This is a genomic window from Leclercia sp. S52 (assembly GCF_039727615.1).
GTDB classification, from domain to species: Bacteria; Pseudomonadota; Gammaproteobacteria; order Enterobacterales; family Enterobacteriaceae; genus Enterobacter; species Enterobacter adecarboxylatus_B.
Genome location: NZ_CP152474.1, coordinates 3,237,473 through 3,264,016, shown reverse-complemented (window position 1 = coordinate 3,264,016; position 26,544 = coordinate 3,237,473). Strand labels below are relative to the sequence as shown.

The 26,544-nt window shown below is 57.8% G+C and carries 21 protein-coding genes and 4 pseudogenes; 18 read left to right on the top strand and 7 right to left on the bottom strand.

What is annotated here, in order from left to right; all coding sequences use genetic code 11:
- Positions 1 to 91 precede the first annotated feature (91 nt).
- On the top strand, positions 92 to 2,062 hold the full coding sequence (gene cirA / locus AAHB66_RS15735) for a catecholate siderophore receptor CirA (RefSeq protein ID WP_347113546.1): 1,971 nt from the start codon (positions 92 to 94) through the stop codon (positions 2,060 to 2,062).
- A 94-nt stretch (positions 2,063 to 2,156) separates the two neighbouring features.
- Here cirA and fghA read toward each other — a convergent pair whose 3' ends face one another.
- The gene (gene fghA, locus AAHB66_RS15730; RefSeq protein WP_347113545.1) at positions 2,157 to 2,993 is read right to left on the bottom strand and encodes an S-formylglutathione hydrolase; all 837 of its coding nucleotides are present in this window, start codon (positions 2,991 to 2,993) and stop codon (positions 2,157 to 2,159) included.
- Between the two features lie 141 nt (positions 2,994 to 3,134).
- Here fghA and AAHB66_RS15725 point away from each other — a divergent pair, with 141 nt between their 5' ends.
- From AAHB66_RS15725 to mglC, 7 genes and pseudogenes are all read left to right on the top strand, one after another.
- The gene (locus AAHB66_RS15725; RefSeq protein WP_347113544.1) at positions 3,135 to 4,268 is read left to right on the top strand and encodes a YbfB/YjiJ family MFS transporter; all 1,134 of its coding nucleotides are present in this window, start codon (positions 3,135 to 3,137) and stop codon (positions 4,266 to 4,268) included.
- A gap of 117 nt (positions 4,269 to 4,385) precedes the next feature.
- On the top strand, positions 4,386 to 5,054 hold the full coding sequence (gene folE, locus AAHB66_RS15720; protein WP_106995351.1) for a GTP cyclohydrolase I FolE: 669 nt from the start codon (positions 4,386 to 4,388) through the stop codon (positions 5,052 to 5,054).
- Positions 5,055 to 5,071: 17 nt separating this feature from the next.
- Positions 5,072 to 6,229, top strand: a complete 1,158-nt coding sequence (gene yeiB, locus AAHB66_RS15715; RefSeq protein ID WP_347113543.1) for a DUF418 domain-containing protein YeiB — start codon at positions 5,072 to 5,074, stop codon at positions 6,227 to 6,229.
- Positions 6,230 to 6,386: 157 nt separating this feature from the next.
- Positions 6,387 to 7,410: pseudogene (gene galS, locus AAHB66_RS15710) on the top strand (HTH-type transcriptional regulator GalS).
- Positions 7,411 to 7,701: 291 nt separating this feature from the next.
- Positions 7,702 to 8,700, top strand: a complete 999-nt coding sequence (gene mglB / locus AAHB66_RS15705; RefSeq protein WP_142486480.1) for a galactose/glucose ABC transporter substrate-binding protein MglB — start codon at positions 7,702 to 7,704, stop codon at positions 8,698 to 8,700.
- Positions 8,701 to 8,771: 71 nt separating this feature from the next.
- Positions 8,772 to 10,292, top strand: a complete 1,521-nt coding sequence (gene mglA / locus AAHB66_RS15700) for a galactose/methyl galactoside ABC transporter ATP-binding protein MglA (RefSeq protein ID WP_142486479.1) — start codon at positions 8,772 to 8,774, stop codon at positions 10,290 to 10,292.
- A gap of 15 nt (positions 10,293 to 10,307) precedes the next feature.
- Entirely contained in the window at positions 10,308 to 11,318 is a 1,011-nt protein-coding gene (mglC, locus tag AAHB66_RS15695; RefSeq protein WP_347113542.1) for a galactose/methyl galactoside ABC transporter permease MglC, read from the top strand.
- A 629-nt stretch (positions 11,319 to 11,947) separates the two neighbouring features.
- Here the strand turns inward: mglC and sanA are convergent.
- The 4 genes from sanA to AAHB66_RS15675 form a co-directional block, all read right to left on the bottom strand.
- Positions 11,948 to 12,661: an outer membrane permeability protein SanA gene (gene sanA / locus AAHB66_RS15690; RefSeq protein ID WP_142486477.1), complete on the bottom strand. Its 714-nt coding sequence runs from the start codon at positions 12,659 to 12,661 to the stop codon at positions 11,948 to 11,950.
- A gap of 129 nt (positions 12,662 to 12,790) precedes the next feature.
- Positions 12,791 to 13,675 carry a cytidine deaminase gene (cdd, locus tag AAHB66_RS15685; RefSeq protein ID WP_347113541.1) on the bottom strand — a complete coding sequence of 295 codons (885 nt, stop codon included), beginning with the start codon at positions 13,673 to 13,675 and terminating at the stop codon, positions 12,791 to 12,793.
- A gap of 128 nt (positions 13,676 to 13,803) precedes the next feature.
- The gene (locus AAHB66_RS15680; protein WP_225758403.1) at positions 13,804 to 14,499 is read right to left on the bottom strand and encodes a CidB/LrgB family autolysis modulator; all 696 of its coding nucleotides are present in this window, start codon (positions 14,497 to 14,499) and stop codon (positions 13,804 to 13,806) included.
- Entirely contained in the window at positions 14,496 to 14,894 is a 399-nt protein-coding gene (locus AAHB66_RS15675) for a CidA/LrgA family protein (protein ID WP_347113540.1), read from the bottom strand. Before AAHB66_RS15675 ends, AAHB66_RS15680 begins: the two co-directional genes overlap by 4 nt.
- A 215-nt stretch (positions 14,895 to 15,109) precedes the next feature.
- Between AAHB66_RS15675 and map the strand changes: the two genes are divergently transcribed.
- From map to AAHB66_RS15635, 8 genes and pseudogenes are all read left to right on the top strand, one after another.
- A complete protein-coding gene (gene map, locus AAHB66_RS15670; RefSeq protein WP_347113539.1) occupies positions 15,110 to 15,889 on the top strand; it encodes a type I methionyl aminopeptidase in 780 nt (259 codons plus the stop codon).
- Positions 15,890 to 15,978: 89 nt separating this feature from the next.
- Positions 15,979 to 16,911, top strand: a complete 933-nt coding sequence (gene dusC, locus AAHB66_RS15665) for a tRNA dihydrouridine(16) synthase DusC (RefSeq protein ID WP_347113538.1) — start codon at positions 15,979 to 15,981, stop codon at positions 16,909 to 16,911.
- A 157-nt stretch (positions 16,912 to 17,068) separates the two neighbouring features.
- A pseudogene (locus AAHB66_RS15660) lies at positions 17,069 to 17,497 on the top strand (CAT RNA binding domain-containing protein); the annotation flags it as partial.
- A 100-nt stretch (positions 17,498 to 17,597) separates the two neighbouring features.
- Positions 17,598 to 18,014 (top strand): annotated as a pseudogene (locus tag AAHB66_RS15655) (PRD domain-containing protein); the annotation flags it as partial.
- Between the two features lie 137 nt (positions 18,015 to 18,151).
- On the top strand, positions 18,152 to 20,017 hold the full coding sequence (gene bglF, locus AAHB66_RS15650; protein ID WP_347113537.1) for a PTS beta-glucoside transporter subunit IIABC: 1,866 nt from the start codon (positions 18,152 to 18,154) through the stop codon (positions 20,015 to 20,017).
- Between the two features lie 12 nt (positions 20,018 to 20,029).
- A complete protein-coding gene (gene ascB, locus AAHB66_RS15645; RefSeq protein ID WP_347113536.1) occupies positions 20,030 to 21,424 on the top strand; it encodes a 6-phospho-beta-glucosidase in 1,395 nt (464 codons plus the stop codon).
- A 142-nt stretch (positions 21,425 to 21,566) separates the two neighbouring features.
- A complete protein-coding gene (gene mdtQ / locus AAHB66_RS15640) occupies positions 21,567 to 22,985 on the top strand; it encodes a multidrug resistance outer membrane protein MdtQ (protein ID WP_347113535.1) in 1,419 nt (472 codons plus the stop codon).
- A 56-nt stretch (positions 22,986 to 23,041) separates the two neighbouring features.
- A pseudogene (locus AAHB66_RS15635) lies at positions 23,042 to 23,816 on the top strand (SDR family oxidoreductase).
- A 1-nt stretch (position 23,817) separates the two neighbouring features.
- Here the strand turns inward: AAHB66_RS15635 and AAHB66_RS15630 are convergent.
- The gene (locus AAHB66_RS15630; protein ID WP_347113534.1) at positions 23,818 to 24,378 is read right to left on the bottom strand and encodes a DedA family protein; all 561 of its coding nucleotides are present in this window, start codon (positions 24,376 to 24,378) and stop codon (positions 23,818 to 23,820) included.
- Between the two features lie 24 nt (positions 24,379 to 24,402).
- Positions 24,403 to 24,669 (bottom strand): hypothetical protein, encoded by a 267-nt coding sequence (locus AAHB66_RS15625; protein ID WP_347113533.1) that lies wholly within the window; start codon positions 24,667 to 24,669, stop codon positions 24,403 to 24,405.
- Between the two features lie 151 nt (positions 24,670 to 24,820).
- On the opposite strand from AAHB66_RS15625, the gene AAHB66_RS15620 reads away from it, so the two are divergent.
- Positions 24,821 to 25,408, top strand: coding sequence for a Yip1 family protein (locus tag AAHB66_RS15620; RefSeq protein WP_347113532.1), 588 nt, complete (start codon positions 24,821 to 24,823; stop codon positions 25,406 to 25,408).
- A gap of 167 nt (positions 25,409 to 25,575) precedes the next feature.
- Positions 25,576 to 26,496, top strand: coding sequence for a D-alanyl-D-alanine endopeptidase (pbpG, locus tag AAHB66_RS15615; protein ID WP_347113531.1), 921 nt, complete (start codon positions 25,576 to 25,578; stop codon positions 26,494 to 26,496).
- The last annotated feature ends 48 nt before the right edge of the window (positions 26,497 to 26,544 follow it).

The window sequence follows — 26,544 nt, the reverse complement described above, 5'->3', positions numbered from 1 at the left end:
ATCGTTTGCTTTATCATTAGCACGTTAATCAAAAAGCAATAGTGAGCAGTACCTCTTTGATTTTGTAGTGTTTACCTCATGGAGATAGGAAATGTTTAGGTTGAATCCCTTCGTTCGGGGAGGGCTGTGTGCGTCTGCTCTGTCCCTGGCCCTGCCGGTTGTGGCGACGGAATCTGGCGACACCATGGTGGTGACCGCCTCGGCCAACGAGCAAAACCTGAAGGATGCCCCGGCCAGTATCAGCGTCATCACCCAGCAGGATCTGCAGCGCAAGCCGGTGCAAAACCTGAAAGATGTGTTAAAAGACGTTCCGGGCGTCCAGTTAACTGACGAAGGGGACAACCGTAAGGGCGTCAGTATTCGCGGTCTGGACAGCAGCTACACGCTGATCCTGGTTGACGGGAAACGCGTCAACTCCCGCAACGCCGTTTTCCGCCATAACGACTTCGATCTCAACTGGGTGCCGGTTGACGCCATCGAACGTATCGAAGTGGTGCGCGGGCCGATGTCCTCCCTCTACGGCTCGGATGCCCTGGGCGGCGTGGTCAACATCATCACCAAAAAGATCGGCCAGAAATGGACCGGCACCCTCACCGCTGACACCACCATTCAGGAGCACCGCGATCGCGGCGACACCTACGGCGGCCAGTTCTATACCAGCGGCCCGCTGGTGGATGGCGTTCTCGGCCTGAAGGCCTTTGGCAGCCTGTCGAAACGCGATAAAGACGATCCGCAGGATTCAACAACCAGCGCCACCGGGGAAACTCCGCGCATCGAAGGCTTCACCAGCCGCGATGCCAACGTGGAATTTGCCTGGACCCCGAACGAGAACCACGACTTCACCGCGGGCTACGGCTTTGACCGTCAGGATCGTGATTCCGACTCGCTGGATCAGAACCGCCTTGAGCGCCAGAATTACTCCCTGAGCCACAACGGCCGCTGGGGCGTGGGCAACAGCGAACTGAAATTCTACGGCGAGAAGGTCGATAACAAGAATCCGGGCAACAGCAACCCGATCACCTCCGAAAGTAACTCCATTGACGGCAAATACGTTCTGCCGCTGGGCGAAATTAACCAGCTCCTGACCTTTGGCGGGGAATGGCGCCACGACAAGCTGAAGGATCCGGTGAACATCACCGGCGGCAGCAGCAGTAATACCTCGGCCAGCCAGTATGCGCTGTTCCTGGAAGATGAATGGCGGATCTTCGAGCCGCTGGCGCTGACCACCGGCGTGCGTATGGATGACCACGAAACCTACGGCGACCACTGGAGCCCGCGTGCGTATCTGGTCTATAACGCGACCGATACCCTGACGGTAAAAGGCGGCTGGGCGACGGCATTCAAAGCGCCATCCCTGCTACAGCTCAGCCCGGACTGGACCACCGGCTCCTGCCGTGGTGCCTGTGAAATCGTCGGTAGCCCGGATCTGAAGCCGGAAACCAGCGAAAGCATCGAGCTGGGTCTCTACTACAACGGAGAAGAGGGCTGGTTAGAGGGCGTGCAGGGCAGCATTACCGCCTTCCAGAACGACGTTGATGACCGTATCAGTATTCTGCGCACGGCGAACGTTAATCAGGCGCAGGGCTACCCGAACTACGTCGGGCTGAATGCCGACGGCGAACCGGTGTTCCGTTACTACAACGTCAATAAGGCGCGTATCCGCGGCCTGGAGACGGAGGTGAAATTCCCGATTGCCGAAGACTGGCGCATGACGCTGAATTACACCTATAACGACGGGCGTGATATCAGCAACGGCGAGAACAAGCCGCTCTCCGAGCTGCCGTTCCACACCGCGAACGGCACGCTGGACTGGCAGGCAAGCCAGGCGTGGTCCTTCTATGTGCAGGGTAATTACACGGGTGAGAAACGCACCGTTACCGATGGCGCCGCAACGCCGGGCGGTTACGTGGTGTGGAACACCGGTGGCGCCTGGCAGGCAACCAAAAACGTCAAGCTGCGTGCGGGCGTCATGAACCTGCTGGATAAAGATCTCAGCCGCGACGACTACAGCTATACCGAAGAAGGACGCCGTTACTTTATGGCGGTGGATTACCAGTTCTGATGGCTGAAACGCCGGGCGGCGCGTTGCTTGCCCGGCCTACGGTTTACTCCCTCTCCCTGTGGGAGAGGGTTGGGGTGAGGGCATCAGGCCGCACTTACTTCAACAACTGCTGCGCATGGAAGCGCAGATGGTCTTCAATAAACGACGCAATAAAGTAATAGCTGTGATCGTAGCCTGGCTGGATGCGTAACGTCAGCGGCCAGTCTTTCTGGCGCGCGGCTTCCGCCAGCACCGCCGGCTGTAACTGGCTCGCCAGGAACTGATCGGCATCCCCCTGATCGATAAGCGTCGGGATCGCCTGTTCCGGCTGGCTGGCCAACATCAGCGCGCAGCTGTCCCATTCCTGCCAGGTCGCTGTATCCTCACCCAGGTAATTCGTGAACGCTTTCTGCCCCCAGGGAACCTGAGCCGGATTCACGATCGGTGCAAAGGCCGACACGCTGACGTATTTACCCGGATTTTTCAGCGCCATCACCAGCGCACCGTGGCCGCCCATCGAGTGGCCGCTGATTGCACAGCGATCGGCTACCGCGAACTCCGCCTGGATCAGCGCCGGCAGCTCGTCGCGCAGGTAGTCGTACATCCGGTAATGATTCGCCCAGGGCGCCTGAGTGGCATTCAGGTAGAACCCGGCGCCTTTGCCCAGGTCATAACCGGCATCGTCCGCGACCTCATCGCCGCGCGGGCTGGTGTCGGGCATCACCAGAGCGATCCCCAGCTCCGCCGCAACCCGCTGGGCACCCGCTTTGGTCGTGAAGTTTTCATCGTTGCAGGTCAGGCCGGAGAGCCAGTACAGCACCGGCGGTTTTGCCGCACCGGTAACCGGCGGCAGAAAAATGCTGAACGTCATCGCGCAGTTCAGCACCGCAGAGTCATGACGCCAGCGCTGCTGTCGACCTTCAAAACAGTGGTGCTCTTCGAGCAGTTCCATGCGGGGCTCCTTCAGGAAGGTTGTATAAAGAGATGAAGGTCATAATACAGATAATTCAATAACGAGTGAGTAACTTTCACTTCCGCATTAACGACATATCCTGCATCATGAATTTACGAAACTTTAACAACTGGAGTGGTCATGGCGCTGCGTATCGCGCTCAGCGGATTTGTGGTTCTGGTGGTGGCGATGGGAATAGGGCGCTTTGCCTTTACCCCGCAGGTGCCGCTGATGATTGCGGCAGGCCAGCTGACCCTGACCAGCGCCGGGCTGGTAGCGGCGATGAACTACCTCGGCTATCTGGTGGGGGCATGGGATGCCATGCGCGCGCACCGTTTTGTCGAGGGCCGTCTGTGGCTGGGGATTATTGGCGCGGTGGCACTAACCCTGCTCTCAGCCGTCGCGGATAACGCCGTGGTCCACGGGCTGCTGCGGTTTGTGATTGGCTGCATGAGCGGCTGGTCGATGGTGCTGGTTGCCGCCTGGACCAACGAGCGGCTGGCCCATTTCGGCAAGCCGGGCCTGAGTGCCGCGGTTTTCGCCGGGCCGGGGGCAGGTATTACCCTCAGCGGTTTGCTGGCGGTATGGATCCAGGCGCACGGGTTGTCGGCCAGCGCCGCATGGCAAATCTACGGCGTGCTGGCGCTGGTGCTGGTCGCGCTGGTGGCCCGCTACCTGCCGCGGGCCGGGCAGCTGCATCGTCCGGGCACCACGCCGGAGCCGCTGACGCTGACCCGCGATCTGCGTCGTCTGGTCTGGAGCTACAGCCTCGCCGGGTTTGGCTACATCCTCCCGGCGACCTTTTTGTCGCAGATGGCGGCGCTGCGCTTTCCTGGCAGCGCGTTTGCCCAGTTTGTCTGGCCGGTTTTCGGCGTGGCCTCGGTGCTGGGCATTGCCCTGAGTATCGCTCTGCGCCATGTTTCCACTACTAACCGCAGGCTGGCGCTGGTGCTCTGGCTGCAGGCGGTGGGGGTGATTGCCGCCTGGCTGATGCCGGGGATGGCCGGTCTGGTGACCGGTGCGCTGCTGGTCGGCGGAGGATTTTTATGTGCGGTGCAGCTCTCGTTGCTCTACGGGCGTGAACTGGCACCGAATCACACGCGGTACATGGCCGGGTTATTGACTACCGGCTATGCGGTCGGGCAGTTGATTGGCCCGATGACCTCGGCGCTGTCGAGCTGGCTCACCCATCAGCTGGAGCCCGCTCTGGGCCTTGCTGGTATCGCTCTCTTCGTGGCGGGCGGGCTGGTCTGGCAGCGTCAGGTTGAAAGGTAACGGCAATTGGAATAATTATCGCGGTGAATACTGGATTATGGTCGCCGCCTCGCGCACAATGAGTGCACATTTTGCCCCACGGAGGGCAGAAGAGCACCGCACCTGCAGGAGAAAAGAATGTCATCAATGAGTAAAGAAGCAGCTCTCGTCCACGAAGCGCTGGTCGCACACGGTCTCGAAACCCCGCTGCGCCCACCGGTTCAGGATCTGGACAACGAAACGCGTAAACGTCTTATTTCCGGGCATATGACCGAAATCATGCAGCTGCTGAATCTCGATTTGAGCGATGACAGTCTGATGGAGACCCCACGTCGCATCGCCAAAATGTATGTCGATGAGATTTTCTCCGGCCTGGATTACGCTAATTTCCCGAAAATCACCGTCATTGAAAACAAAATGAAGGTGGATGAGATGGTGACGGTGCGTGATATCACCCTGACCAGCACCTGTGAACACCACTTTGTGACCATCGACGGTAAAGCGACCGTGGCCTATATTCCGAAAGACGCGGTCATTGGCCTGTCGAAGATTAACCGCATCGTGCAGTTCTTTGCCCAGCGTCCGCAGGTGCAGGAGCGTTTAACCCAGCAGATCCTCATCGCGCTGCAAACGCTGCTTGGTACCAACAACGTGGCGGTTTCCATTGACGCGGTGCATTATTGCGTGAAAGCGCGCGGCATTCGCGATGCAACCAGCGCCACCACGACCACCTCGCTGGGCGGCCTGTTTAAATCAAGCCAGAACACCCGTCAGGAGTTCCTGCGCGCCGTGCGTCACCACGACTGATCGTCAGGGCTGAATACATGGAAAGAAATGTCACGCTGGATTTCGTTCGTGGCGTCGCTATTCTGGGTATTCTGCTGCTCAATATTAGCGGCTTCGGTCTGCCGAAAGCCGCTTATCTCAATCCCGCCTGGTATGGCGATATTACCCTCAGCGACGCCTGGACATGGGCGGTGCTGGATCTTTTCGCCCAGGTGAAATTCCTCACCCTGTTTGCCCTGCTGTTCGGGGCCGGACTGCAGCTGCTGCTGAAACGCGGTAAACGCTGGATCCAGGCCCGCCTTTCGCTGCTGGTGCTGCTCGGGTTTATTCATGGCTTGCTGTTCTGGGACGGCGACATTTTGCTGGCCTACGGGCTGGTGGGGCTGATCTGCTGGCGTATCATCCGCGATGCGCAGGATATTAAAAATCTCTTTAATACCGGGGTGGTGCTGTTTGTCATTGGCGTTGCCATCCTGCTGCTGCTGGGAGCGATCTCCGGCGGCTCTACCAATCGCTCCTGGGTGCCGGATGCGGCCAACCTGCAGTACGAGCAGTACTGGAAGCTGGGCGGCGGGGCGGAGGCCATCAGCAACCGGGCCGATATGATTGGCAACAGCCTGCTGGCGCTCGGCGCACAGTACGGCTGGCAGCTGGCAGGGATGATGCTGATCGGCGCTGCGCTGATGCGTACCGGCTGGCTGAAAGGCGAGTTTAGCCTGCGTCATTACCGGCGTACCGGGCTGTGGCTGGTGCTGCTCGGTCTGGCAATCAATCTCCCGGCGGTGATCGCCCAGTGGTATGTGAACTGGGATTACCGCTGGTGTGCGTTTCTGTTACAGGCACCGCGCGAGCTGAGCGCACCCTTTCAGACCATAGGCTATGCCGCGCTGATGTATGGCTTCTGGCCGCAGCTCTGCCGTTTCCGGCTGGTCATGGCGATTGCCTGCGTGGGGCGCATGGCGCTGAGCAACTACCTGCTACAGACGCTGATCTGCACTACCCTGTTTTATCACCTCGGCCTGTTTATGCATTTTGATCGCCTGCAGCTGCTGGGCTTCGTCCTGCCCATCTGGCTGGTGAATATTCTGTTCTCCGTCCTCTGGCTGCGTCATTTCCGTCAGGGACCGCTGGAATGGCTGTGGCGACAATTGACCGCACGTGCTGCAGGGGTTTCATTAAGTAATACATCCGGATAACGATCTGGATCACAATCATTAACAAAACGGATGTAACCGTTTTCATCCTTGTGAGCTTCTTCACGTAGTCCTCCCTTTCTCGCTGCCAGAATAGTCACCTTGCTAAACACAGGGGGGGTGTCTGTGAGTTGCTGCAATCTAAATAAGGATGGTGAATATGATCACCATTCGTGACGTCGCGCGTCAGGCGGGCGTTTCTGTCGCCACCGTGTCCCGGGTCCTCAACAACAGCGCGCTGGTCAGTCCGGAGACCCGCGAGAGCGTGATGAAAGCCGTCACCGCGCTGGGCTACCGGCCGAACGCTAACGCCCAGGCGCTGGCGACCCAGGTCAGCGATACCATTGGCGTGGTGGTGATGGACGTGTCGGATGCCTTCTTTGGCGCTCTGGTGAAAGCCGTGGACATGGTCGCCCAGGAGCACCAGAAATACGTCCTGATCGGCAACAGTTATCACGAGGCGGAAAAGGAGCGTAACGCCATTGAGGTGTTGATTCGCCAGCGTTGTAACGCCCTGATCGTTCACTCAAAAGCGTTAAGCGACGAGGAGCTGTCTGCTCTGATGGAGCAGATCCCCGGCATGGTGCTGATCAACCGCATCGTGCCTGGCTATGCCCACCGCTGCGTCTGCCTTGACAACGTCAGCGGAGCGATGATGGCGACGCGGATGCTGGTGAATAATGGCCATCAGCGCATCGGCTATCTTGCATCAAGCCACCGCATTGAGGATGACGAAATGCGGCGTGAAGGCTGGCAGAAAGCCTTGCTGGAGCAGGGTATTACCGCATCGGACAGCTGGATCGGCACCGGCGCGCCGGACATGCAGGGCGGGGAAGCGGCCATGGTGGAGCTGCTCGGGCGCAACCTGCAGCTGACCGCGGTCTTTGCCTACAACGACAGCATGGCCGCAGGTGCGCTGACGGCGCTGAAAGATAACGGCATTGCGGTGCCACAGCATCTGTCATTGATTGGTTTCGATGATATCCCGATTGCCCGTTACACGGACCCGCAGCTGACGACGGTGCGCTACCCGATCGCCTCTATGGCCCGTCTGGCCACGGAGCTGGCGTTACAGGGGGGCCGCAGGGAAGCTGGATATCAACGCAACACACTGTTTCATGCCGACTTTAGTGCGTCGCCACTCGGTTGCCATTCGGCAAATTGTGGCACCGATCACTAACTAATAATTCGCCGTGATGTAACCGTTTTCAATTTGTGAGTAAATTCACAGTAAGTTAACAATGCGCTGTCTATGATGTCAGCGTTTTAGTGACTGAAACGCTATGTAACGGTGAATAATCACTTTCACTATAGCCAGGGCACGTTAAACATCCAAAAAAACGCATTCTGGAGCGTTACCGACCAAGGAAGATAGAAATTTTATAAGTGGACTTCGGCCGGCATTAACGTTTCATTAACATTTGCCCGCCGATCGTTATTCACACGAACTACCCTGCATAAAAACCGGAGATATCATGAATAAGAAGGTGTTGACTCTGTCTGCTGTTATGGCAAGCATGCTTTTTGGTGCAACCGCGCACGCTGCAGATAGCCGTATTGGTGTGACTATCTATAAATACGACGACAACTTTATGTCTGTTGTGCGTAAAGCCATTGAAAAAGAGGGCAAATCAGCGCCAGAAGTGCAGCTGCTGATGAATGACTCCCAGAATGACCAGTCAAAACAGAACGACCAGATTGACGTACTGCTGGCAAAAGGCGTGAAAGCACTGGCAATCAACCTGGTTGACCCGGCGGCTGCAGGCACCGTTATTGAGAAAGCACGTGGCCAGAATGTGCCAGTGGTGTTCTTCAACAAAGAACCTTCCCGTAAGGCGCTGGATAGCTACGATAAAGCCTTCTACGTGGGCACCGACTCCAAAGAATCCGGCATCATTCAGGGCGACCTGATTGCTAAACACTGGGCTGCTAACCCGAACTGGGATCTGAACAAAGACGGTCAGGTTCAGTTCGTTCTGCTGAAAGGCGAGCCAGGCCACCCGGATGCTGAAGCACGTACCACTTACGTGATCAAAGAGCTAAACGACAAGGGCCTGAAAACCCAGCAGCTGGCATTAGATACCGCAATGTGGGATACCGCACAGGCGAAAGACAAGATGGACGCATGGCTGTCCGGCCCGAACGCTAACAAAATCGAAGTGGTTATCGCCAACAACGATGCGATGGCAATGGGTGCAGTTGAAGCCCTGAAAGCACACAACAAATCCTCTATTCCGGTATTTGGCGTGGATGCCCTGCCAGAAGCGCTGGCACTGGTTAAATCTGGCGCAATGGCCGGCACCGTGCTGAACGATGCTAACAACCAGGCGAAAGCCACCTTCGACCTGGCGAAAAACCTGGCAGAAGGCAAAGGCGCAGCTGACGGCACCAACTGGAAAATCGACAACAAAGTTGTTCGCGTACCGTACGTTGGCGTAGATCAGGAAAACCTGGCGCAGTTCACCGGTAAATAAGTTTTAGCATTCCACTGGGCGCAGTTTCTGCGCCCTTTTATCACGCGACGCGAGGCCGAGAAGGTATAATTATGGTCAGCACAACGACTCAGTCGTCCGGTGAATACTTGTTGGAAATGAGCGGTATCAACAAGTCTTTTCCCGGTGTTAAAGCACTGGATAATGTTAATTTAAAAGTACGGCCTCACTCCATTCACGCATTAATGGGGGAGAACGGTGCGGGTAAATCAACGTTATTGAAATGCTTATTTGGGATCTATCAAAAAGATTCTGGCAGCATTCTTTTTCAGGGGAAAGAGATCGATTTCCATTCTGCCAAAGAGGCACTGGAAAACGGTATTTCGATGGTTCACCAGGAGCTGAACCTGGTCCTTCAGCGTTCTGTTATGGACAATATGTGGCTGGGTCGTTATCCGACCAAAGGCGTATTTGTCGATCAGGACAAAATGTATCGCGATACTAAAGCCATTTTTGATGAACTGGATATTGATATCGATCCGCGTGCGCGCGTGGGTACGTTATCGGTTTCACAGATGCAGATGATTGAGATCGCCAAGGCCTTCTCCTATAACGCGAAAATCGTGATTATGGATGAGCCTACCTCTTCGTTAACGGAGAAAGAGGTGAACCACCTGTTCACCATTATCCGTAAGCTGAAGGATCGCGGCTGCGGCATCGTGTATATCTCGCACAAAATGGAAGAGATCTTCCAGCTGTGTGATGAGATTACGGTCCTGCGCGACGGCCAGTGGATCGCCACCCAGCCGCTGGAAGGGCTGGACATGGACAAGATCATCGCCATGATGGTGGGTCGTTCCCTGAACCAGCGTTTCCCGAACAAAGAGAACAAGCCGGGCGAAGTGATTCTTGAGGTGCGCAACCTGACGTCGCTGCGCCAGCCTTCCATCCGTGACATCTCCTTCGATCTACACAAAGGGGAGATCCTCGGGATTGCCGGTCTGGTGGGTGCCAAGCGTACCGATATCGTGGAGACCCTGTTCGGTATTCGCGAGAAATCCGGTGGAACCATCACCCTGCACGGTAAAAAGATTAATAACCATAACGCCAACGAAGCCATTAACCACGGCTTTGCACTGGTGACGGAAGAGCGTCGCTCAACCGGTATTTACGCCTATCTGGATATTAACTTTAACTCCTTAATTTCTAATATTCATAATTACAAAAACAAAATCGGTCTGTTGGATAATTCCCGCATGAAGAGCGATACCCAGTGGGTAATTGACTCAATGCGCGTAAAAACCCCAGGACATCGCACGCAAATTGGTTCGCTCTCCGGTGGTAACCAGCAAAAGGTGATTATTGGACGCTGGTTGTTAACCCAGCCTGAAATTTTGATGCTGGATGAACCCACCCGTGGTATCGACGTAGGTGCAAAATTTGAAATTTATCAGCTGATTGCTGAATTAGCCAAGAAAGATAAAGGGATTATTATTATTTCGTCCGAAATGCCGGAATTGTTAGGGATCACAGATCGTATTCTGGTCATGAGCAATGGTCTCGTTGCCGGAATTGTTGAAACCAAAACGACAACGCAAAACGAAATTTTGCGTCTTGCGTCTTTGCACCTTTAAGATTAGGGGCTCCTCATGAGTGCGTTAAATAAGAAAAGTTTTCTTACTTATCTGAAAGAAGGCGGTATTTACGTTGTTCTTTTAGTCTTGCTGGCCATTATTATTTTCCAGGATCCAACATTCTTAAGTCTGTTGAACTTAAGTAACATTCTGACTCAGTCTTCGGTACGTATTATTATCGCGCTGGGCGTGGCGGGTCTGATCGTCACCCAGGGTACTGACCTGTCAGCCGGTCGTCAGGTCGGTCTGGCGGCGGTTGTCGCGGCAACGCTTCTGCAGTCGATGGAAAACGCCAACAAGGTGTTCCCGGAAATGGCGACCATGCCCATTATCCTGGTGGTCCTGATTGTCTGCGTTATCGGTGCAATCATTGGTCTGATTAACGGCATCATCATCGCGTACCTGAACGTAACACCGTTCATCACCACTCTGGGTACGATGATCATCGTTTACGGTATCAACTCCCTGTACTACGACTTCGTGGGTGCATCGCCGATCTCCGGTTTCGACAGCGGCTTCTCCACCTTTGCGCAGGGCTTTATCGCGCTGGGCAGCTTCCGCCTCTCTTACATCACCTTCTACGCCCTGATTGCGGTGGCCTTTGTCTGGGTGCTGTGGAACAAAACCCGCTTCGGCAAGAACATCTTCGCTATCGGCGGTAACCCGGAAGCAGCGAAAGTCTCCGGTGTTAACGTGGCGCTGAACCTGCTGGTGATCTATGCCCTGTCCGGCGTGTTCTACGCGTTCGGTGGTTTGCTGGAAGCAGGCCGTATCGGCTCTGCCACTAACAACCTCGGCTTTATGTACGAACTGGATGCGATTGCCGCGTGCGTCGTGGGTGGTGTCTCCTTCAGCGGTGGTGTAGGTACCGTTCTGGGCGTGGTAACCGGTGTGATCATCTTCACCGTTATCAACTACGGTCTGACCTATATCGGCGTGAACCCGTACTGGCAGTACATCATCAAGGGCGCGATCATTATCTTCGCCGTTGCGCTGGACTCCCTGAAGTACGCGCGTAAGAAATAAGATTTGTGATAACGAAAAAACCCGCGTAATGCGGGTTTTTTTATGCCCGGCGGCGCTGCGCTTGCACGGGCCTACGGTATTGCGGGTTTTTGTAGGCCGGGTAAGGCGAAGCCGCCACCCGGCGAATTGCCCGGCGGCGCTGCGTTTGCACGGGCCTACGGTATTGCGGGTTTTGTAGGCCGGGTAAGGCGAAGCCGCCACCCGGCGAATTGCCCGGCGGCGCTGCGCTTGCACGGGCCTACGGTATTGCGGGTTTTTGTAGGCCGGGTAAGGCGAAGCCGCCACCCGGCGAATTGCCCGGCGGCGCCGTGCTTGCACGTGCCTACGGTATTGCGGGTTTTGTAGGCCGGGTAAGGCGAAGCCGCCACCCGGCGAATTGCCCGGCGGCGCTGCGCTTGCACGGGCCTACGGTATTGCGGGTTTTTGTAGGCAGGGTAAGGGGAAGCCGCCACCCGGCGAATTGCCCGGCGGCGCTGCGTTTGCACGGGCCTACGGTATTGCGGGTTTTTGTAGGCCGGGTAAGGCGAAGCCGCCACCCGGCGAATTGCCCGGCGGCGCTGCGCTTGCACGGGCTTACGGTATTGCGGGTTTTGTAGGCCGGGTAAGGCGAAGCCGCCACCCGGCGGGGGTTATTTCTTCTTCTGCATCTCCAGCAGCTGCTCTGGCGTCACGGCCGGATATCCCTGGGCATCTTCCGGCACCTCCAGCATCGCCGGGATGGGCACCAGCGGGCCTAAGAAGCGCGGTTCGCGTTTAAAGACATAGAGATCGGCCAGCGCCCCCAGACGGGCACCAAACTCGCGCACCCGCACGGTGAGCATGTCTTTTGGTGACGGGACGGCATAACACTGCGCCTGAATGCCCATATGCAGGGCGATAAACAGCGCGCGCTCGCAGTGGAAGCGCTGGGTGATGATGATGAAATCGTTGGTATCAAACACCTTACGGGTGCGCACAATCGAATCGAGGGTTCGGAACCCGGCGTAGTCGAGCACAATATCCGCCGGGTCCACGCCTGCGGCAATCAGGTCTTTGCGCATGGTGACCGGCTCGTTATAGCTCTGCAGGGCGTTGTCGCCGCTCAGCAGCAGGTAGTTGACCTTGCCGCTGTTGTAGGCGTTGAGCGCCCCCTGAATGCGGTAACGGTAATACTGGTTGATCACCCCGGTGCGGTAATACTTGGCGGTGCCGAGCACCACGCCAACCTGGCGGTAGGGCAGATCCTGAAGGTCATCAAAGATATAGGGGGCTGTTTTCCAGCTCATCCAGCGGTCAAGGCCCAGCGCAGTCAGCAGCACGATGGCGATCAGGGCAACCAGGCTGTAAAACACGCGCTTTAACATACAGATGACTCGTACCGAAGGTGAAATTTCACTCAGGCTACTTTACCCGTCTGGTAAGCGCAAGAAACGGCGGTTTAATTGGGGGGGATTTTCATCAATTGTGCGGGCATTGCTGCCCGCATCAGAGACTTACGCCAGCAGCACGCGGTCGATGCCGGTGCAACCCAGCGCGCGCAGCGTGGCCGCGGTAGCATCCCACTGGATCAGCGAAGCATCGGCTTTTTCCGCCAGAATGGCGCGTTGAATATCCGGATAGTCGTAACCGTTGAGGCTGAGCAGGTTCAGTGCGCCCTGTAGCGGCGGCAGCGTCGGGTTAAAGGCGGCGTTTTCGGCATAGCTGCCGGTGAAGATGCGGCCATCGCGGCACTCCAGCGCCACCCCGCTCGGGGAGTTGCTGTACGGCGCGTGTGATTTGTTGGCGGCGAGGATAGCGGCCTGGGCCAGCTCGTCACCGCTCACTGCGTAGCCATGATCCTGCTCATCCATCAGCAGGGATTTAATCTCCAGATCCTTCGGTCCGAAGGCGTCCGGCAGGTAATCTGCCAGAGTGTGCGGATCGCGGCCCGGCAGGTTGATGCGCAGCTGCAACCCGCTGTTCAGCTCGTTCATAAACTGACGGCAGTGGCCGCACGGGGTGTAGTTCACGGTGATGGCCTGCAGGGATTTCTCACCGCGCAGCCAGGCGTGGCTGATGGCGCTCTGTTCCGCATGCACGGTCTGCTGCATGGTCGCCCCGAGAAACTCCATATTGCCGCCGAAGTACCAGGTGCCGCTGACGCCGCGCGCAATGGCGCCCACGTTGAAATGGGAGAGGTCGGCACGGGCACAGGCCGCCGCCAGCGGCAGAAGCGCAAAGGCCAGCGCGTCATCATCCAGATCGGTGGCACGTTTCAGTGCGGTGACCTGTTCAGCCGTCAGCAGGGCGGGGAAGTGTGCATCCGCCAGAACCGGGGCCAGGGCTGACTGCAAATTCTCTGCAAGCTGAGCGAAAGCTGATTGAAAACGTGGATGCATGGCGTTGCCTCATAAAGGTTAATGGATCGGTAGTGTACGGAGCCGTTGAGGCTTTATATGTGACTCAGATCTCATTATGTGTGCAACTTATGAAACTCAAATGAAAAATGCGCGACGCGTCGCAAATTTTAGCCCATTACCGCCAGAATAATCGGGAACAGGAACGGTGCAATCAGCGAGGTCATGATCCCGCAGATCACCAGCGCCAGGGAGCTAAAGGCCCCTTCCTGATAATCCAGCTCCGCGCAGCGGGCGGTACCGAGGGCGTGGGATGCGGTGCCCATCGCCAGACCACGTGCCGATTTGGTGCGGATGCGCATGGCGTTCAGCAGCGTATGGCCTAATACCGCCCCGAGAATACCGACATAAATGACGCATACGGCGCTGATCGCCGGGATGCCGCCGAGGCTGCCGCCCACCGCCATGGCGATCGGGGTAGTTACCGATTTAGGTAAAATAGAGGCCGCAATTTCCGGGGTCGCCCCCATCAGCAGCGCCACCGAGGTGCCGGTGATCATCGCCACCACGCTACCGATCAGGCAGATGGTAATGATGGATTTCCAGCGGGCGCGGATCTGGTGCAGCTGCTCATACAGCGGAAACGCCAGCGCGACCACCGCAGGCTGGAGCAGATCGTTGAGGACCTTGCTGCCCTGGAAATATTTTGCGTAGGGAATGCCGGTCAACAGCAGGAACGGAATAATCACCACCATCGCTACCAGCAGGGGATTAAGCAGCGGGAACTTCAGGCGCACTGCCAGCTTGCGGGCGGCGAAGAATACTGCCACGGTAAGCGGCAGCGACCACCAGATATTGGCCATCATTTTTTCTGTCCTTTTTGCCCAACCACGTTACGTTCCCCATGCGCCAGATGTGTGCTCCAGCTCACCACTAAAAACACCACCAGCGTACTGATAGTGCAGGAAACAAATATCGGGCCAAACTGCGCGCTCAGCAGGTCGTAATACTGCATCACCCCCACGCCAATCGGCACAAACAGCAGCGCCATATAGCGGATCAGCACCGAGCAGCCGGGCTTAACCCATTTTGCCGGAAGGATTTGCAGCGCGAGCAGGACAAACAGGATCAGCATGCCAATAATGCTGCCGGGGATGGTGATGGGCAGCAGGGAGGCGAGAAAAATCCCTGCATACAGGCAGGCATAAATCAGGATGAAGGCGCGCAGGTACTGCCAGACAACGATCAGTGATTTCTTCATGGTGAAAGTCCTTAATGGAACGCATTCATCATACAATTAAAACCGGAAACGTGCTACGGATCACATCATGACTTTTGAGCATACCAGACATTACTTTCTGGAACCTTGGGCATTTCCCCAAACCGCAGGAGACAACGCGGCGCTGACACTATACGATCCACAGACAAAGATAATGATGCTGAAATCAGGCTCCGACCCTTTACTGGAGGTAAACAATGCCATCAATTCTCATTAAAACCGCCGATGAGCTGGCCCGCCAGCGTCACGCGGGCGAACTGCTGGCCTCCGTGTTCACCATGCTGGACGAGTTTATTAAGCCTGGCGTATCAACCATGGAGATCAACAACCGCGCAGAGGCGTTTATCGTCGAGCAGCTTCACTCCCGTCCGGCCAGCAAAGGGCAGTATGACTACCCTTACGTGCTGAACACCTCGGTGAACGACGTGGTCTGCCACGGGATCCCGAAGGAGTCAGAGCATCTCAAGTCGGGCACCATCGTGAACGTCGACATCACTCTCGAAAACGCGGGCATGATCGCCGACTCCAGTAAAATGTATCTTATTGGCGACGTTTCGCCCCTGGCCCGCCGGCTGGTGAAAGCGACCTACGAGGGGATGTGGAAGGGGATTAAGGCCGTCAAACCGGGTGCCACGCTGGGCGATATTGGCCACGCCATTCAGTCCTACGTCGAGAGCCAGGGTTACAGCGTGGTGCGCGAATATTGCGGCCACGGCATTGGCAAGGAGATGCACGAAGAGCCGCAGATCCTGCATTACGGCAAACCCGGCGAAGGCCCGGTGTTGCAGGAAGGGATGGTCTTTACCATCGAACCGATGATCAATCAGGGTGACAGCCGCATCAAAACCAAGAAGGACGGCTGGACGGTAGTGACCCGTGACAAAAAGCTCTCGGCACAATGGGAACACACCATCGCCGTGACGGCGGACGGGTTTGAGGTGCTGACCCTGCGCCCCGAAGAGACGATCCCCGAATAAAATCGTCACCCACACGCATATCCTCCCTGACGCTTTCCACCTTTGGCGGGAGCGGCTACTATAGCGCGTCTTTTTTTACGGGTACTGATATGCGTGTATTACTGGCACCGATGGAAGGCGTGCTCGATTCGCTGGTGCGTGAGCTGCTGACCGACGTTAACGATTATGACCACTGCATCACTGAGTTCCTGCGGGTGGTGGATATGTTGTTGCCGGTAAAATCGTTTTACAGACTCTGTCCGGAGCTGCATCACCAGAGTCGTACGCCTTCTGGCACCCTGGTGCGGGTGCAACTGCTCGGGCAATATCCCGAGTGGCTGGCGGAAAACGCCGCCCGCGCCGTTGAGCTGGGCTCCTGGGGCGTAGATTTAAACTGCGGCTGTCCGTCGAAAATGGTTAACGGCAGCGGCGGCGGGGCCACGCTGCTGAAGGATCCGGAGCTGATCTACCGCGGCGCGAAAGCGATGCGCGAGGCGGTGCCCTCCCATCTGCCGGTCACGGTAAAGGTGCGTCTGGGCTGGGACAGCGGCGACAGGCAGTTTGAAATTGCCGATGCGGTCCAGCAGGCGGGGGCCAGCGAGCTGGTGGTTCATGGCCGCACCAAAGAGGACGGCTACAAAGCCGAGCGCATTAACTGGCAGGCCATCGGCCAGATCCGTCAGCGGCTGACGATTCCGGTGGTGGCTAACGGCGAGATCTGGGATCGCGAAAGCGCGCTGGCCTGTATGGCGGAGACCGGCTGCGATTCAATCATGATCGGGCGCGGGGCGCTGAACGTGCCAAACCTCAGTCGGGTGATCAAATACAACGAGCCGCGTATGCCCTGGCCGGAGGTAGTGACCCTGCTGAAGAAGTACACCCGCCTCGAAAAGCAGGGCGACACCGGTCTGTACCACGTGGCGCGCATCAAGCAGTGGCTGAGCTACCTGCGTAAAGAGTACGACGACGCCCTGGAGTTGTTTCAGGAGATCCGCGCCCTGCAATCCTCGGCGGAGATCGCCCGGGTCATTCAGGCAAAATAGGCCAGGGTCGATCTGCGTCACGTTTTTCAGCGGGGCGCATTGTGGCATCGAACGAAACTGGTAAAGTGCGCTAACTGGATTGTTACTGCTGCGGCAGGCAAAACCTGATTTTCTGGCATCTGCCGGAGGTCAGGTTTTTTTGTTTCTGGGGCATGGAATGAAAATCGCCAAAATACTGAATAACAATGTGGTGGTTGTTCTGGATGAGCAGGGGCGCGAACAGGTGGTGATGGGCCGTGGGCTGGCCTTTCAAAAGCACCCCGGCGACCTTGTCCCGAAAGAGAACATCGAGAAAGTGTTTGCCCTGCAAAGCGACGAGCTGGTGCAGCGGCTGGGAGAGTTACTCAGCCAGATCCCGCTGGAAGTGATGACCACCTGCGACCGTATTATCGGGCTGGCGGCGCAGCGGCTGGGGAAACTGCAGGAGAGTTTGTACATCACCTTAACCGACCACTGCTACTTTGCGATTGAGCGGCAGAAGAAGGGGCTGGCGATCAAAAACGTGCTGCTGTGGGATATTAAGCGGCTCTACCCGAAAGAGTTTGAGCTGGGCCAGCAGGCGCGGGCTATCATCGCTAAACGGCTAAACGGCTAAACGGCTAAACGGCTAAACGGCTAAACGGCTAAACGGCTAAACGGCTAAACGGCTAAACGGCTAAACGGCTAAACGGCTAAACGGCTAAACGGCTAAACGGCTGGACGTGGAGCTGGGCGAAGATGAAGCCGGGTTTATCGCGCTGCATCTGGTCACTGCCCAGCTGCACAGCGAGATGCCGGAGGTCATGCATGTCACCCGCGTGATGCAGGAGATCCTGCAGCTGGTGAAATACAGTTTGCAGCTGGAGTATGACGAGGAGTCGCTAAGCTATCAGCGCTTCGTCACCCATCTGAAGTTTTTCGCCCAGCGGATGCTGACTCGTACCGTGGTCGAGGATGACGATGCCACGCTGCACTCGGCGGTAAAAGAGAACTACGGTAAAGCCTGGGTGTGCGCCGAGAAGATCGCCCGGCATCTGCAAAAGAGTTATCAGCGCGAGCTGACTACTGAAGAGATTATGTTTCTCACCATTCATATTGAGCGTGTGAGAAAAGAGGGGCGCTAAGTCCCCAAAAAACGGATTGTTACTGCACTGTGCAGGCAAAACCTGAGCGCGGCTCCCGAAAGGGCGTCGTCCTCGGGTTTTTTTGTTTTTACGACTCAGTCAAACCCTGCCTGCGGGCAGTGAAGAAGGAAACAGAGATGGAATATCAAGCACTGGCGAAGGATATTCTCGGCCACGTTGGCGGCAAAGAGAACATTGTCAGCCTGGTTCACTGCGCGACCCGGCTGCGTTTCAAGCTGAAAGATGCGCAGCGTGCGGATGCCGAGGGGCTGAAGAAAAATCCCGGCGTGATCATGGTGGTCGAAAGCGGCGGCCAGTTCCAGGTGGTGATTGGCAACCACGTCCACGACGTCTGGCAGGCGGTGAATCAGGAGGCGGGGCTGGGTGACGACGCGCCTGCCGCCGCAGAAGATAAAGGCGAAAAAACCAGCCTCGGCGGCCAGCTGATCGACATTGTCTCCGGCATCTTTACCCCCTTTATCGGCGTCCTCGCCGCCTCGGGGATCCTGAAGGGGATGCTGGCGCTGGCGGTGGTGTGCGGCTGGCTCACCACCGACAGCGGCACCTACAAAATCTGGTTTGCCACCAGTGACGCGCTGTTCTTCTTCTTCCCGCTGGTGCTGGGCTACACCGCCGGGAAAAAGTTTGGCGGCAACCCGTTTATCACCATGGTGATTGGCGGGGCGCTGGTGCATCCGACCATGATTCAGGCCTTCGAGGCCAGCCAGCAGGCGGGCGCGGCGGCCAATGCCTTCCTCGCCATTCCGGTGACCTGGTTTAACTACAGCTCGTCGGTCATTCCGATCATCCTCGCCGCCTGGGTGAGCTGCTGGCTGGAGAAGCAGGGCAGCAAACGCCTGCCGTCGGCGATGAAAAATTTCTTCACCCCGCTGATCTGCCTCGGCGTCACGGTGCCGCTGACCTTCCTGGCGATCGGCCCGGTAGCCACCTGGCTCAGCCAGATGCTGGCGAACGGCTATCAGTGGATCTACGTGCTGGCGCCGTGGCTGGCGGGCGCGGCGATGGGGGCGGTGTGGCAGGTGTGCGTCATCTTCGGCCTGCACTGGGGGCTGGTACCGCTGATGATCAATAACCTCGCCGTGCTGGGCCATGACTCCATGCTGCCGATGCTGCTCCCGGCGGTGATGGGCCAGGTGGGAGCTGCGTTCGGCGTGTTCCTGCGCACCCGGGATACACGGCTGAAAATGCTGGCGGGCTCCTCGGTCACGGCCGGGATATTCGGGATCACCGAACCGGCGGTCTATGGCGTGAACCTGCCCCTGCGTCGTCCCTTTATCTTTGGCTGCGTGGCCGGGGCGGTCGGCGGCGCGATTGTCGGTTTCTTCGACACCCACGTTTACTCCTTTGGCTTCGGCAATATCTTTACCATCGCGCAGATGATCCCGCCGGGCGGGGTGGACGCCACGCTGTGGGGCGGGATCGCGGGTATGGTGGTGGCGCTGGTGCTGAGCTGCGCGCTGACCCTGATTGTCGGCATGCCCGCCAGTCCGGCCCCGGCCATTGCCACGGTGGCGGCTAACGTCGATGAAGCTACGGTGCTCTCTCCGATGCGCGGTACGGTGCTGGCCCTGGACCAGGTGCCGGATGCTACTTTCGCCAGCGGCCTGCTCGGCCAGGGGGCGGCGATCATTCCTGCCGACAACAAAGTGATAGCCCCCTTTGCCGGGGAAGTGGCCTCGATATTTGCCACGAAACATGCCATCGGCCTGCTGAGCGACAGCGGCATCGAGGTGCTGATCCACGTCGGAATCGACACCGTGAAGCTCGACGGCAAGCCGTTTACCGCCCACGTGAAGGTGGGTGACAAAGTACAGCCGGGCGATCTGCTGCTGGAGTTCGACCGCCAGGCGATTCTTGATGCCGGATACGATCTGGCGACCCCGATTATTATCAGCAATAGCGACGACTATCGTGATGTGGCGACCGTGGCGGCGACCGCCGTCCAGGCCGGCGCGCCGTTGCTTTGCGTCAGCCATCAATAACAGGAGAACCGAATGAAAACTTTCCCGGACGATTTCTTATGGGGCGGCGCGGTTGCCGCGAATCAGGTAGAAGGGGCTTACCTGGACGATGGCAAAGGACTGTCTACCTCTGACGTGCAGCCGCAGGGGGTGTTTGGCCCGGTGGTGGAGCGCGTGGCGGGCGACAGCGGCATCAAGGACGTGGCGATCGACTTCTATCATCGCTACCCGGAGGACATCACACTCTTCGCCGAGATGGGCTTCAGCTGCCTGCGCGTCTCCATTGCCTGGACGCGTATCTTCCCGAACGGTGACGAGCAGGAGCCGAACGAGGCCGGACTGGCCTTCTACGACAGGCTGTTTGACGAGCTGGCGGCGCACAACATCACCCCGCTGGTGACCCTCTCGCACTACGAGATGCCGTGGGGGCTGGTGAAGCAGTATGGCGGCTGGGGCAGCCGTCAGGTGATTGGCTTCTTCGAACGCTACGCCCGCACCGTCTTTGCCCGCTATCAGCACAAGGTGAAGCTGTGGCTCACCTTTAACGAAATCAACATGTCCCTGCACGCGCCGATGACCGGCGTTGGCCTGCCGGAAACCAGCAGCAAGGCGGAAGTCTATCAGGCGATCCACCATCAGCTGGTGGCGAGCGCCCTGGCGGTGAAAGCCTGCCATGAGATCGTCCCGGACGCCAAAATCGGCAACATGCTGCTGGGCGGCCTGGTCTATCCGCTGACCTGCAAGCCGGACGACGTGCTGGAAGCCCTGCAGGAGAACCGCGCCTGGCAGTTCTTCGGCGACGTGCAGTGCCGCGGGGCCTACCCGGGCTATATGCTGCGCTTCTTCCGCGATAACGGCATTCAGCTTGAAATCACCGACGCGGATCGCGAAGCGCTGAAGTCGACCATCGACTTTATCTCCTTCAGCTACTACATGACCGGCTGCGTGACTACCGACGAAGCGCTGAACCAGCAGGCGCGCGGCAACATCCTCAGCATGGTGCCGAACCCGCATCTGGCCAGTTCAGAGTGGGGCTGGCAGATCGACCCGGTTGGCCTGCGCACTCTGCTGAACGTGCTCTGGGATCGCTATCAGAAGCCGCTGTTTATTGTGGAGAACGGTCTGGGGGCGAAGGACAAGCCGGACGCCGACGGCGTGGTGCAGGATGATTACCGCATCAGCTACCTCAACGACCATCTGGTGCAGGTACGCGAGGCGATTGACGACGGCGTGGAGGTGATGGGCTATACCAGCTGGGGGCCGATCGATCTGGTGAGCGCCTCCAAAGCCGAGCTCTCGAAACGCTACGGTTTTATCTATGTCGATCGTGACGACAGCGGGGCCGGTACCCTGGCGCGCAGCCGCAAGAAAAGTTTTTACTGGTATCAGGAGGTGATTGCGACCAAAGGCGCTTCGCTGAAAGCCTGATGACCGCATGGGCGCCCGGCAACCCCGGGTGCCTTTTCTGTCTGTGTAAAGGTATGACAAAGTGTGGATTGCCATCGATTCCTAAAAAATTGAAGCGCAGCGGGCGTATTTTGCAGCCTTCTTTTTTTATGTGAATAACCCAATGAAACCTTCACGTTTTTACTGCCTCTGCCTGCCTGTTTCCCTTTTTCTGGTTGCCTGTGCACCTCATCACGATCCGGCGGCATCGCTGAATCAACAGATCCCCGCCGCAAGAATAGAGACCGGGCTCGCAACCGGGCAATGGCCAAAAAATACGTGGTGGGAGGATTTCCACGATCCGCAGCTGACGGCCCTGATCGTCAAAGCCCAGGCCGACGCCCCGGATATGCAAATTGCCCGGCAGCGCATTGCCCTTGCCGAAGCCCAGGCCAAAATGGCGAGCGCCAACGGCGGGCCGGAAATGCATTTTTCTGCCGATGCTGAACGGCAAAAAATGTCCGCCGAAGGGCTGATGGGGCCCTTTGCAATCACCGATCCGGCGGCCGGCACCACCGGCCCCTGGTACACCAACGGCACCTTTGGCCTGACCGCCGGCTGGGATCTCGATTTGTGGGGCAAAAATCGCGCCCAGGTTGAAGCCCGCATCGGTAAGGTCAACGCCCAACAGGCGGAGCTGCAGCAGACCCGCCAGCTGCTGGCCACCAGCGTGGCGCGTCTCTACTGGGAGTGGCAGACCCAGGCTGCGGCCGGGAAGGTATTAACCGCCATCAAGCAGGAGCAGGAGAATATTATTCGCACCGACCGGGAGCTGTACCAGCATGGGATCACCTCCTCAGTGGAAGGGGTCGAAACCGATATCAATGCCAGTAAAACCGAGGAGCGGCTGGCGGAGGTGAACGGCAACATGAAAGCCATTGCCGCGCGTCTGGAAGCCCTTACCAATACCCCGTCGATCACCCTCATCCCGCACGCCTTACCCACCGTCGAAACCAGGCTGCCTTCCTCGCTGGGCTATCAACTGCTGGCCCGACGCCCCGATCTGCAGGAGGCCCACTGGTATATCGAGGCCTCCCTGCATGAGGTAGATGCGGCGAAAGCAGCGTTTTATCCCGACGTGAACCTGATGGCGTTTCTGCAGCAGGATGCGCTGCATCTGAGCGATCTGTTCCGCTCCTCGGCGCAGCAGATGGGCGTCACCGCCGGCCTGACCCTGCCGATTTTTGACAGCGGACGCCTGAATGCGAATCTCGATATCGCCCAGGCCCAGAGCAATCTGTCGGTTGCCAACTACAACAAAGCGGTAGTGGAGGCGGTGAATCAGGTAACCCGCACCGCCAGTGAAGTCGAAACGTTAATGGCGAAAAACCAGCACCAGCAGAGTATTGAGGCCGATGCCGCGCGGGTGGTGGCGCTGGCGCAGGCGCGTTACCGGGCCGGGATTATTGCCGGGACCCGCGTCAGCGAGGCCAGAATCCCCGCCCTGCAGGAACACCTCGCCGGACTCACGCTGCAGGGGCAGTACATCGATGCCACCCTGCAGCTCACCTCCGCGCTGGGTGGCGGCTATCAGCACGGGTAGAAAGTGAGAAGTATCTATACTTATCTCTTTGTCTTCTATTTATTCCGGAGGTGAGTATGGGTTCAACCAATCGTGTGGCTATTGTGACGGCATCGGATTCGGGGATCGGCAAAACCACGGCGCTGATGCTGGCGGAGCGTGGGTTTGATATTGGCGTCACCTGGCACTCGGATGAAGAAGGGGCGATGAAAACCTGTCGTGAGATCGAGGCGCGGGGGCAGCGGGCAGAGGCCATCCAGCTGGATCTCAGCCAGCTGCCGGAAGGGGCGTCGGCGATCGAGAGGCTGATTGAGCGCTTCGGACGTATCGACGTGCTGGTCAACAACGCCGGGGCGATGGTCAAAGCGTCGTTTCTGGAGATGGAGTATGACCAGTGGCGATCCATTTTTAGCGTCGATGTCGATGGCGCGTTTCTCTGCTCGCAGATTGCCGCCCGGCAGATGGTGAAGCAGGGGGGAGGGCGGTCGGATCGTCAACATCACCTCGGTGCATGAGCATACCCCGCTGCCGGATGCCAGCGCCTACACCTCGGCCAAGCACGCCCTCGGCGGCCTGACCAAGTCGATGGCGATGGAGCTGGTGCATCACAATATTCTGGTCAACGCCGTCGCGCCCGGGGCCATCGCTACGCCGATGAACGACATGGACGACAGCGAAGTGAAGCCGGGCTCGATGCCGAATATCCCGCTGGCAAGGCCGGGGCACACCAAAGAGATCGCCAGCCTGGTGGCCTGGCTGTGTGACAGCGACGCCAGCTACGCCACCGGACAATCCTTTATCGTCGATGGCGGCTTTATGCTGGGCAATCCGCAGTTTAAACCGGCGGAGTAAGCTAGCGCCGATCCCGGCGTTTCAGCCACCAGCGTATCGCAACGACCAGCACCACCACCAGGATCAGCCAGATCCAGTGGCGCAGGTGCTGGTTGAGCGAGTGCAGCCACGGCTCCAGCACTTCACCGCCGACGTAGCCTAAGGTGGTGAAGATCAGCGCCCAGGCGATAGCGCCAACAATGTTCAGCGGCAGGAAAATTTTCGGCGGCAGGCGACTGGCGCCGATCAGCAGCGGGCCGATGATACGGAAACCGTACATAAAGCGGGTGCCAATGACAAACAGGTAAGGGTGACGCTGGATCAGCTGTTGGGCGCGGTCGATTTTCTTCTGATGGCGGGAAAAACGGCGCAGGATCGTCGGACCAAACCGTACTCCGATTAAGTAGAGCAACTGATCGCCGATCATCCCGCCCAGCGCCACGGCGGCCACCACCAGCGGAAAACGGAGTAATCCCTGATGCGCCGCCACGCCACCCAGCAGGGTGATGGTTTCGCCTTCCGCTATGCTGCCAATAACCAATGCGGCATAGCCATACTGTGCAATAAGAGTATTGATATCCATAGGGTAAGCGTAGCGCAGGATACGCTAGTTGCCGAACAGGTATGCCACGACCGCCATAATGACAAAGAGCAGCCCACAAAAGATAGCGCCTGTCGCCCAGGCAAACGGGGCGATCTCTTCTTCTTTTTTGATATCGGCTAAACGGGCCAGCGCACGCTGGCTGTCTGCGGCAAGCACCTCTTCAAACAGCTTTTCATACCCCTGTCCGAGCAACAGCGCGGCACCCTGCGCGTCGGACTTCTCAAGCGCAGTGGTTTTATTGCCTTTTTTGAAAAATACGAATTCCGGCATCAGAAACTCCTTTCTGTAAGACCCTGTTTAACAGGGATTAACATACCAGAACTCCGGCCTCTCAGCGGCATTTTTATACTGTACAAAAAATAATCTCAGGCCTGCATTATACTTGAGTTATCGCTAGCGGGCCGACAACAAGGGGGGCGTTATGAACCATGTCTGGGGACTCTTTTCCCATCCCGATCGTGAAATGCACGTGATCAGAGGCGAAAACGAAACGGTCAGCCATCACTATACGCACCACGTGTTGCTGATGGCCGCCGTGCCGGTCATTTGCGCGTTTATTGGTACTACGCAAATTGGCTGGGATTTCGACGATGGCAACGTGGTAAAACTCTCGTGGATGACCGGCCTGGCGCTGGCCGTGGTGTTTTACGCGTTAATGCTGGCGGGCGTAGCGGCAATGGGGCGGGTGATTTACTGGATGGCACGCCGCTATCCGCAGCGGCCTTCGCTGACACACTGCATGGTGTTCGCCGGTTACGTGGCGACCCCGCTGTTTCTGAGCGGGATTGTGGCGCTCTATCCAATCGTCTGGCTGTGCGCGCTGGTGGGCACCCTGGCGCTCTGTTACACCGGCTATCTGCTCTATATCGGCATTCCTACCTTCCTGAGTATCAACAAAGAAGAGGGCCGTAGCTTCTCCGGTTCAACGCTCGCCATCGGCGTGCTGTTGCTGGAGGTCCTGCTGGCGCTGACGGTTATTCTTTGGGGTTATGGATACCGTCTCTTCTGAGGTCACGGCATTGCTGGCGTAATTGCCAGCAATGCAGCATCTGTTCACGATTAACTACTGGCAGCAGGGCATCCGGACGGCTATGATGCCTTAGCCAGCCCGCGTTTGCGCCATGACCCGGGCGGTGTACGTTATTACGTGCATGAATAATTATCAGAAATCTCACCATGCTGAAATTCCGCGTTTCTTTACTGAGTCTTGCGCTGTTGCTGGCTGTGCCAGCGGCGACCCCGGCGATCGCCAAACCTGCCGCTGTGGCTACGGCTGCCCAGCCGGAGATTGCCTCCGGTAGCGCCATGATCGTCGATCTGAATACCAACAAAGTGATCTACTCCAGCCACCCCAATCTGGTGCGGCCGATCGCTTCGATTACTAAATTAATGACTGCGATGGTGGTGCTGGATGCACGACTGCCGCTGGATGAAAAACTGCGCGTTGATATCAGCCATACGCCGGAGATGAAAGGGATCTACTCCCGCGTGCGCCTGAACAGTGAAATCAGCCGCAAAAACATGCTGCTGCTGGCCCTGATGTCCTCGGAAAACCGCGCCGCGGCAAGCCTGGCGCACCACTATCCGGGCGGCTATGACGCGTTTATCCGGGCGATGAATGCGAAAGCGAAGGCATTGGGAATGGTCCAGACGCGCTTTGTGGAGCCAACCGGCCTGTCGATTCATAACGTCTCGACGGCGCAGGATCTGACGAGACTGCTGATTGCCACTAAGCAGTATCCGCTGCTCGGCCAGCTCAGCACTACGCGTGAAGAGATGGCGACCTTCTCGAACCCGGCCTATACCCTGCCGTTTCGTAACACCAACCACCTGGTCTACCGCGACAACTGGAATATCCAGCTGACCAAAACCGGCTTTACCAACGCCGCGGGCCACTGCCTGGTGATGCGTACGGTCTTTAATGGCAAGCCGGTGGCGCTGGTGGTGATGGATGCCTTCGGCAAATATACCCACTTTGCCGACGCCAGCCGTCTGCGGACCTGGATTGAAACCGGGAAGGCGCAGCCGGTGCCGGCCGCGGCGCTGAGTTATAAAAAGCAGAAGGCCGCACAGATGGCGACCGCGCAAAACGATTGAGTCGTCTGTAATCGCCCGGCGGCGCTTCGCTTGCACGGGCCTACGGTT

Coding starts and splice junctions, on each gene's coding strand:
- cirA (WP_347113546.1), top strand. CDS start 92: ATGTTTAGGTTGAATCCCTTCGTTCGGGGAGGGCTGTGTGCGTCTGCT.
- fghA (WP_347113545.1), bottom strand. CDS start 2,993: ATGGAACTGCTCGAAGAGCACCACTGTTTTGAAGGTCGACAGCAGCGC.
- AAHB66_RS15725 (WP_347113544.1), top strand. CDS start 3,135: ATGGCGCTGCGTATCGCGCTCAGCGGATTTGTGGTTCTGGTGGTGGCG.
- folE (WP_106995351.1), top strand. CDS start 4,386: ATGTCATCAATGAGTAAAGAAGCAGCTCTCGTCCACGAAGCGCTGGTC.
- yeiB (WP_347113543.1), top strand. CDS start 5,072: ATGGAAAGAAATGTCACGCTGGATTTCGTTCGTGGCGTCGCTATTCTG.
- mglB (WP_142486480.1), top strand. CDS start 7,702: ATGAATAAGAAGGTGTTGACTCTGTCTGCTGTTATGGCAAGCATGCTT.
- mglA (WP_142486479.1), top strand. CDS start 8,772: ATGGTCAGCACAACGACTCAGTCGTCCGGTGAATACTTGTTGGAAATG.
- mglC (WP_347113542.1), top strand. CDS start 10,308: ATGAGTGCGTTAAATAAGAAAAGTTTTCTTACTTATCTGAAAGAAGGC.
- sanA (WP_142486477.1), bottom strand. CDS start 12,661: ATGTTAAAGCGCGTGTTTTACAGCCTGGTTGCCCTGATCGCCATCGTG.
- cdd (WP_347113541.1), bottom strand. CDS start 13,675: ATGCATCCACGTTTTCAATCAGCTTTCGCTCAGCTTGCAGAGAATTTG.
- AAHB66_RS15680 (WP_225758403.1), bottom strand. CDS start 14,499: ATGATGGCCAATATCTGGTGGTCGCTGCCGCTTACCGTGGCAGTATTC.
- AAHB66_RS15675 (WP_347113540.1), bottom strand. CDS start 14,894: ATGAAGAAATCACTGATCGTTGTCTGGCAGTACCTGCGCGCCTTCATC.
- map (WP_347113539.1), top strand. CDS start 15,110: ATGCCATCAATTCTCATTAAAACCGCCGATGAGCTGGCCCGCCAGCGT.
- dusC (WP_347113538.1), top strand. CDS start 15,979: ATGCGTGTATTACTGGCACCGATGGAAGGCGTGCTCGATTCGCTGGTG.
- bglF (WP_347113537.1), top strand. CDS start 18,152: ATGGAATATCAAGCACTGGCGAAGGATATTCTCGGCCACGTTGGCGGC.
- ascB (WP_347113536.1), top strand. CDS start 20,030: ATGAAAACTTTCCCGGACGATTTCTTATGGGGCGGCGCGGTTGCCGCG.
- mdtQ (WP_347113535.1), top strand. CDS start 21,567: ATGAAACCTTCACGTTTTTACTGCCTCTGCCTGCCTGTTTCCCTTTTT.
- AAHB66_RS15630 (WP_347113534.1), bottom strand. CDS start 24,378: ATGGATATCAATACTCTTATTGCACAGTATGGCTATGCCGCATTGGTT.
- AAHB66_RS15625 (WP_347113533.1), bottom strand. CDS start 24,669: ATGCCGGAATTCGTATTTTTCAAAAAAGGCAATAAAACCACTGCGCTT.
- AAHB66_RS15620 (WP_347113532.1), top strand. CDS start 24,821: ATGAACCATGTCTGGGGACTCTTTTCCCATCCCGATCGTGAAATGCAC.
- pbpG (WP_347113531.1), top strand. CDS start 25,576: ATGCTGAAATTCCGCGTTTCTTTACTGAGTCTTGCGCTGTTGCTGGCT.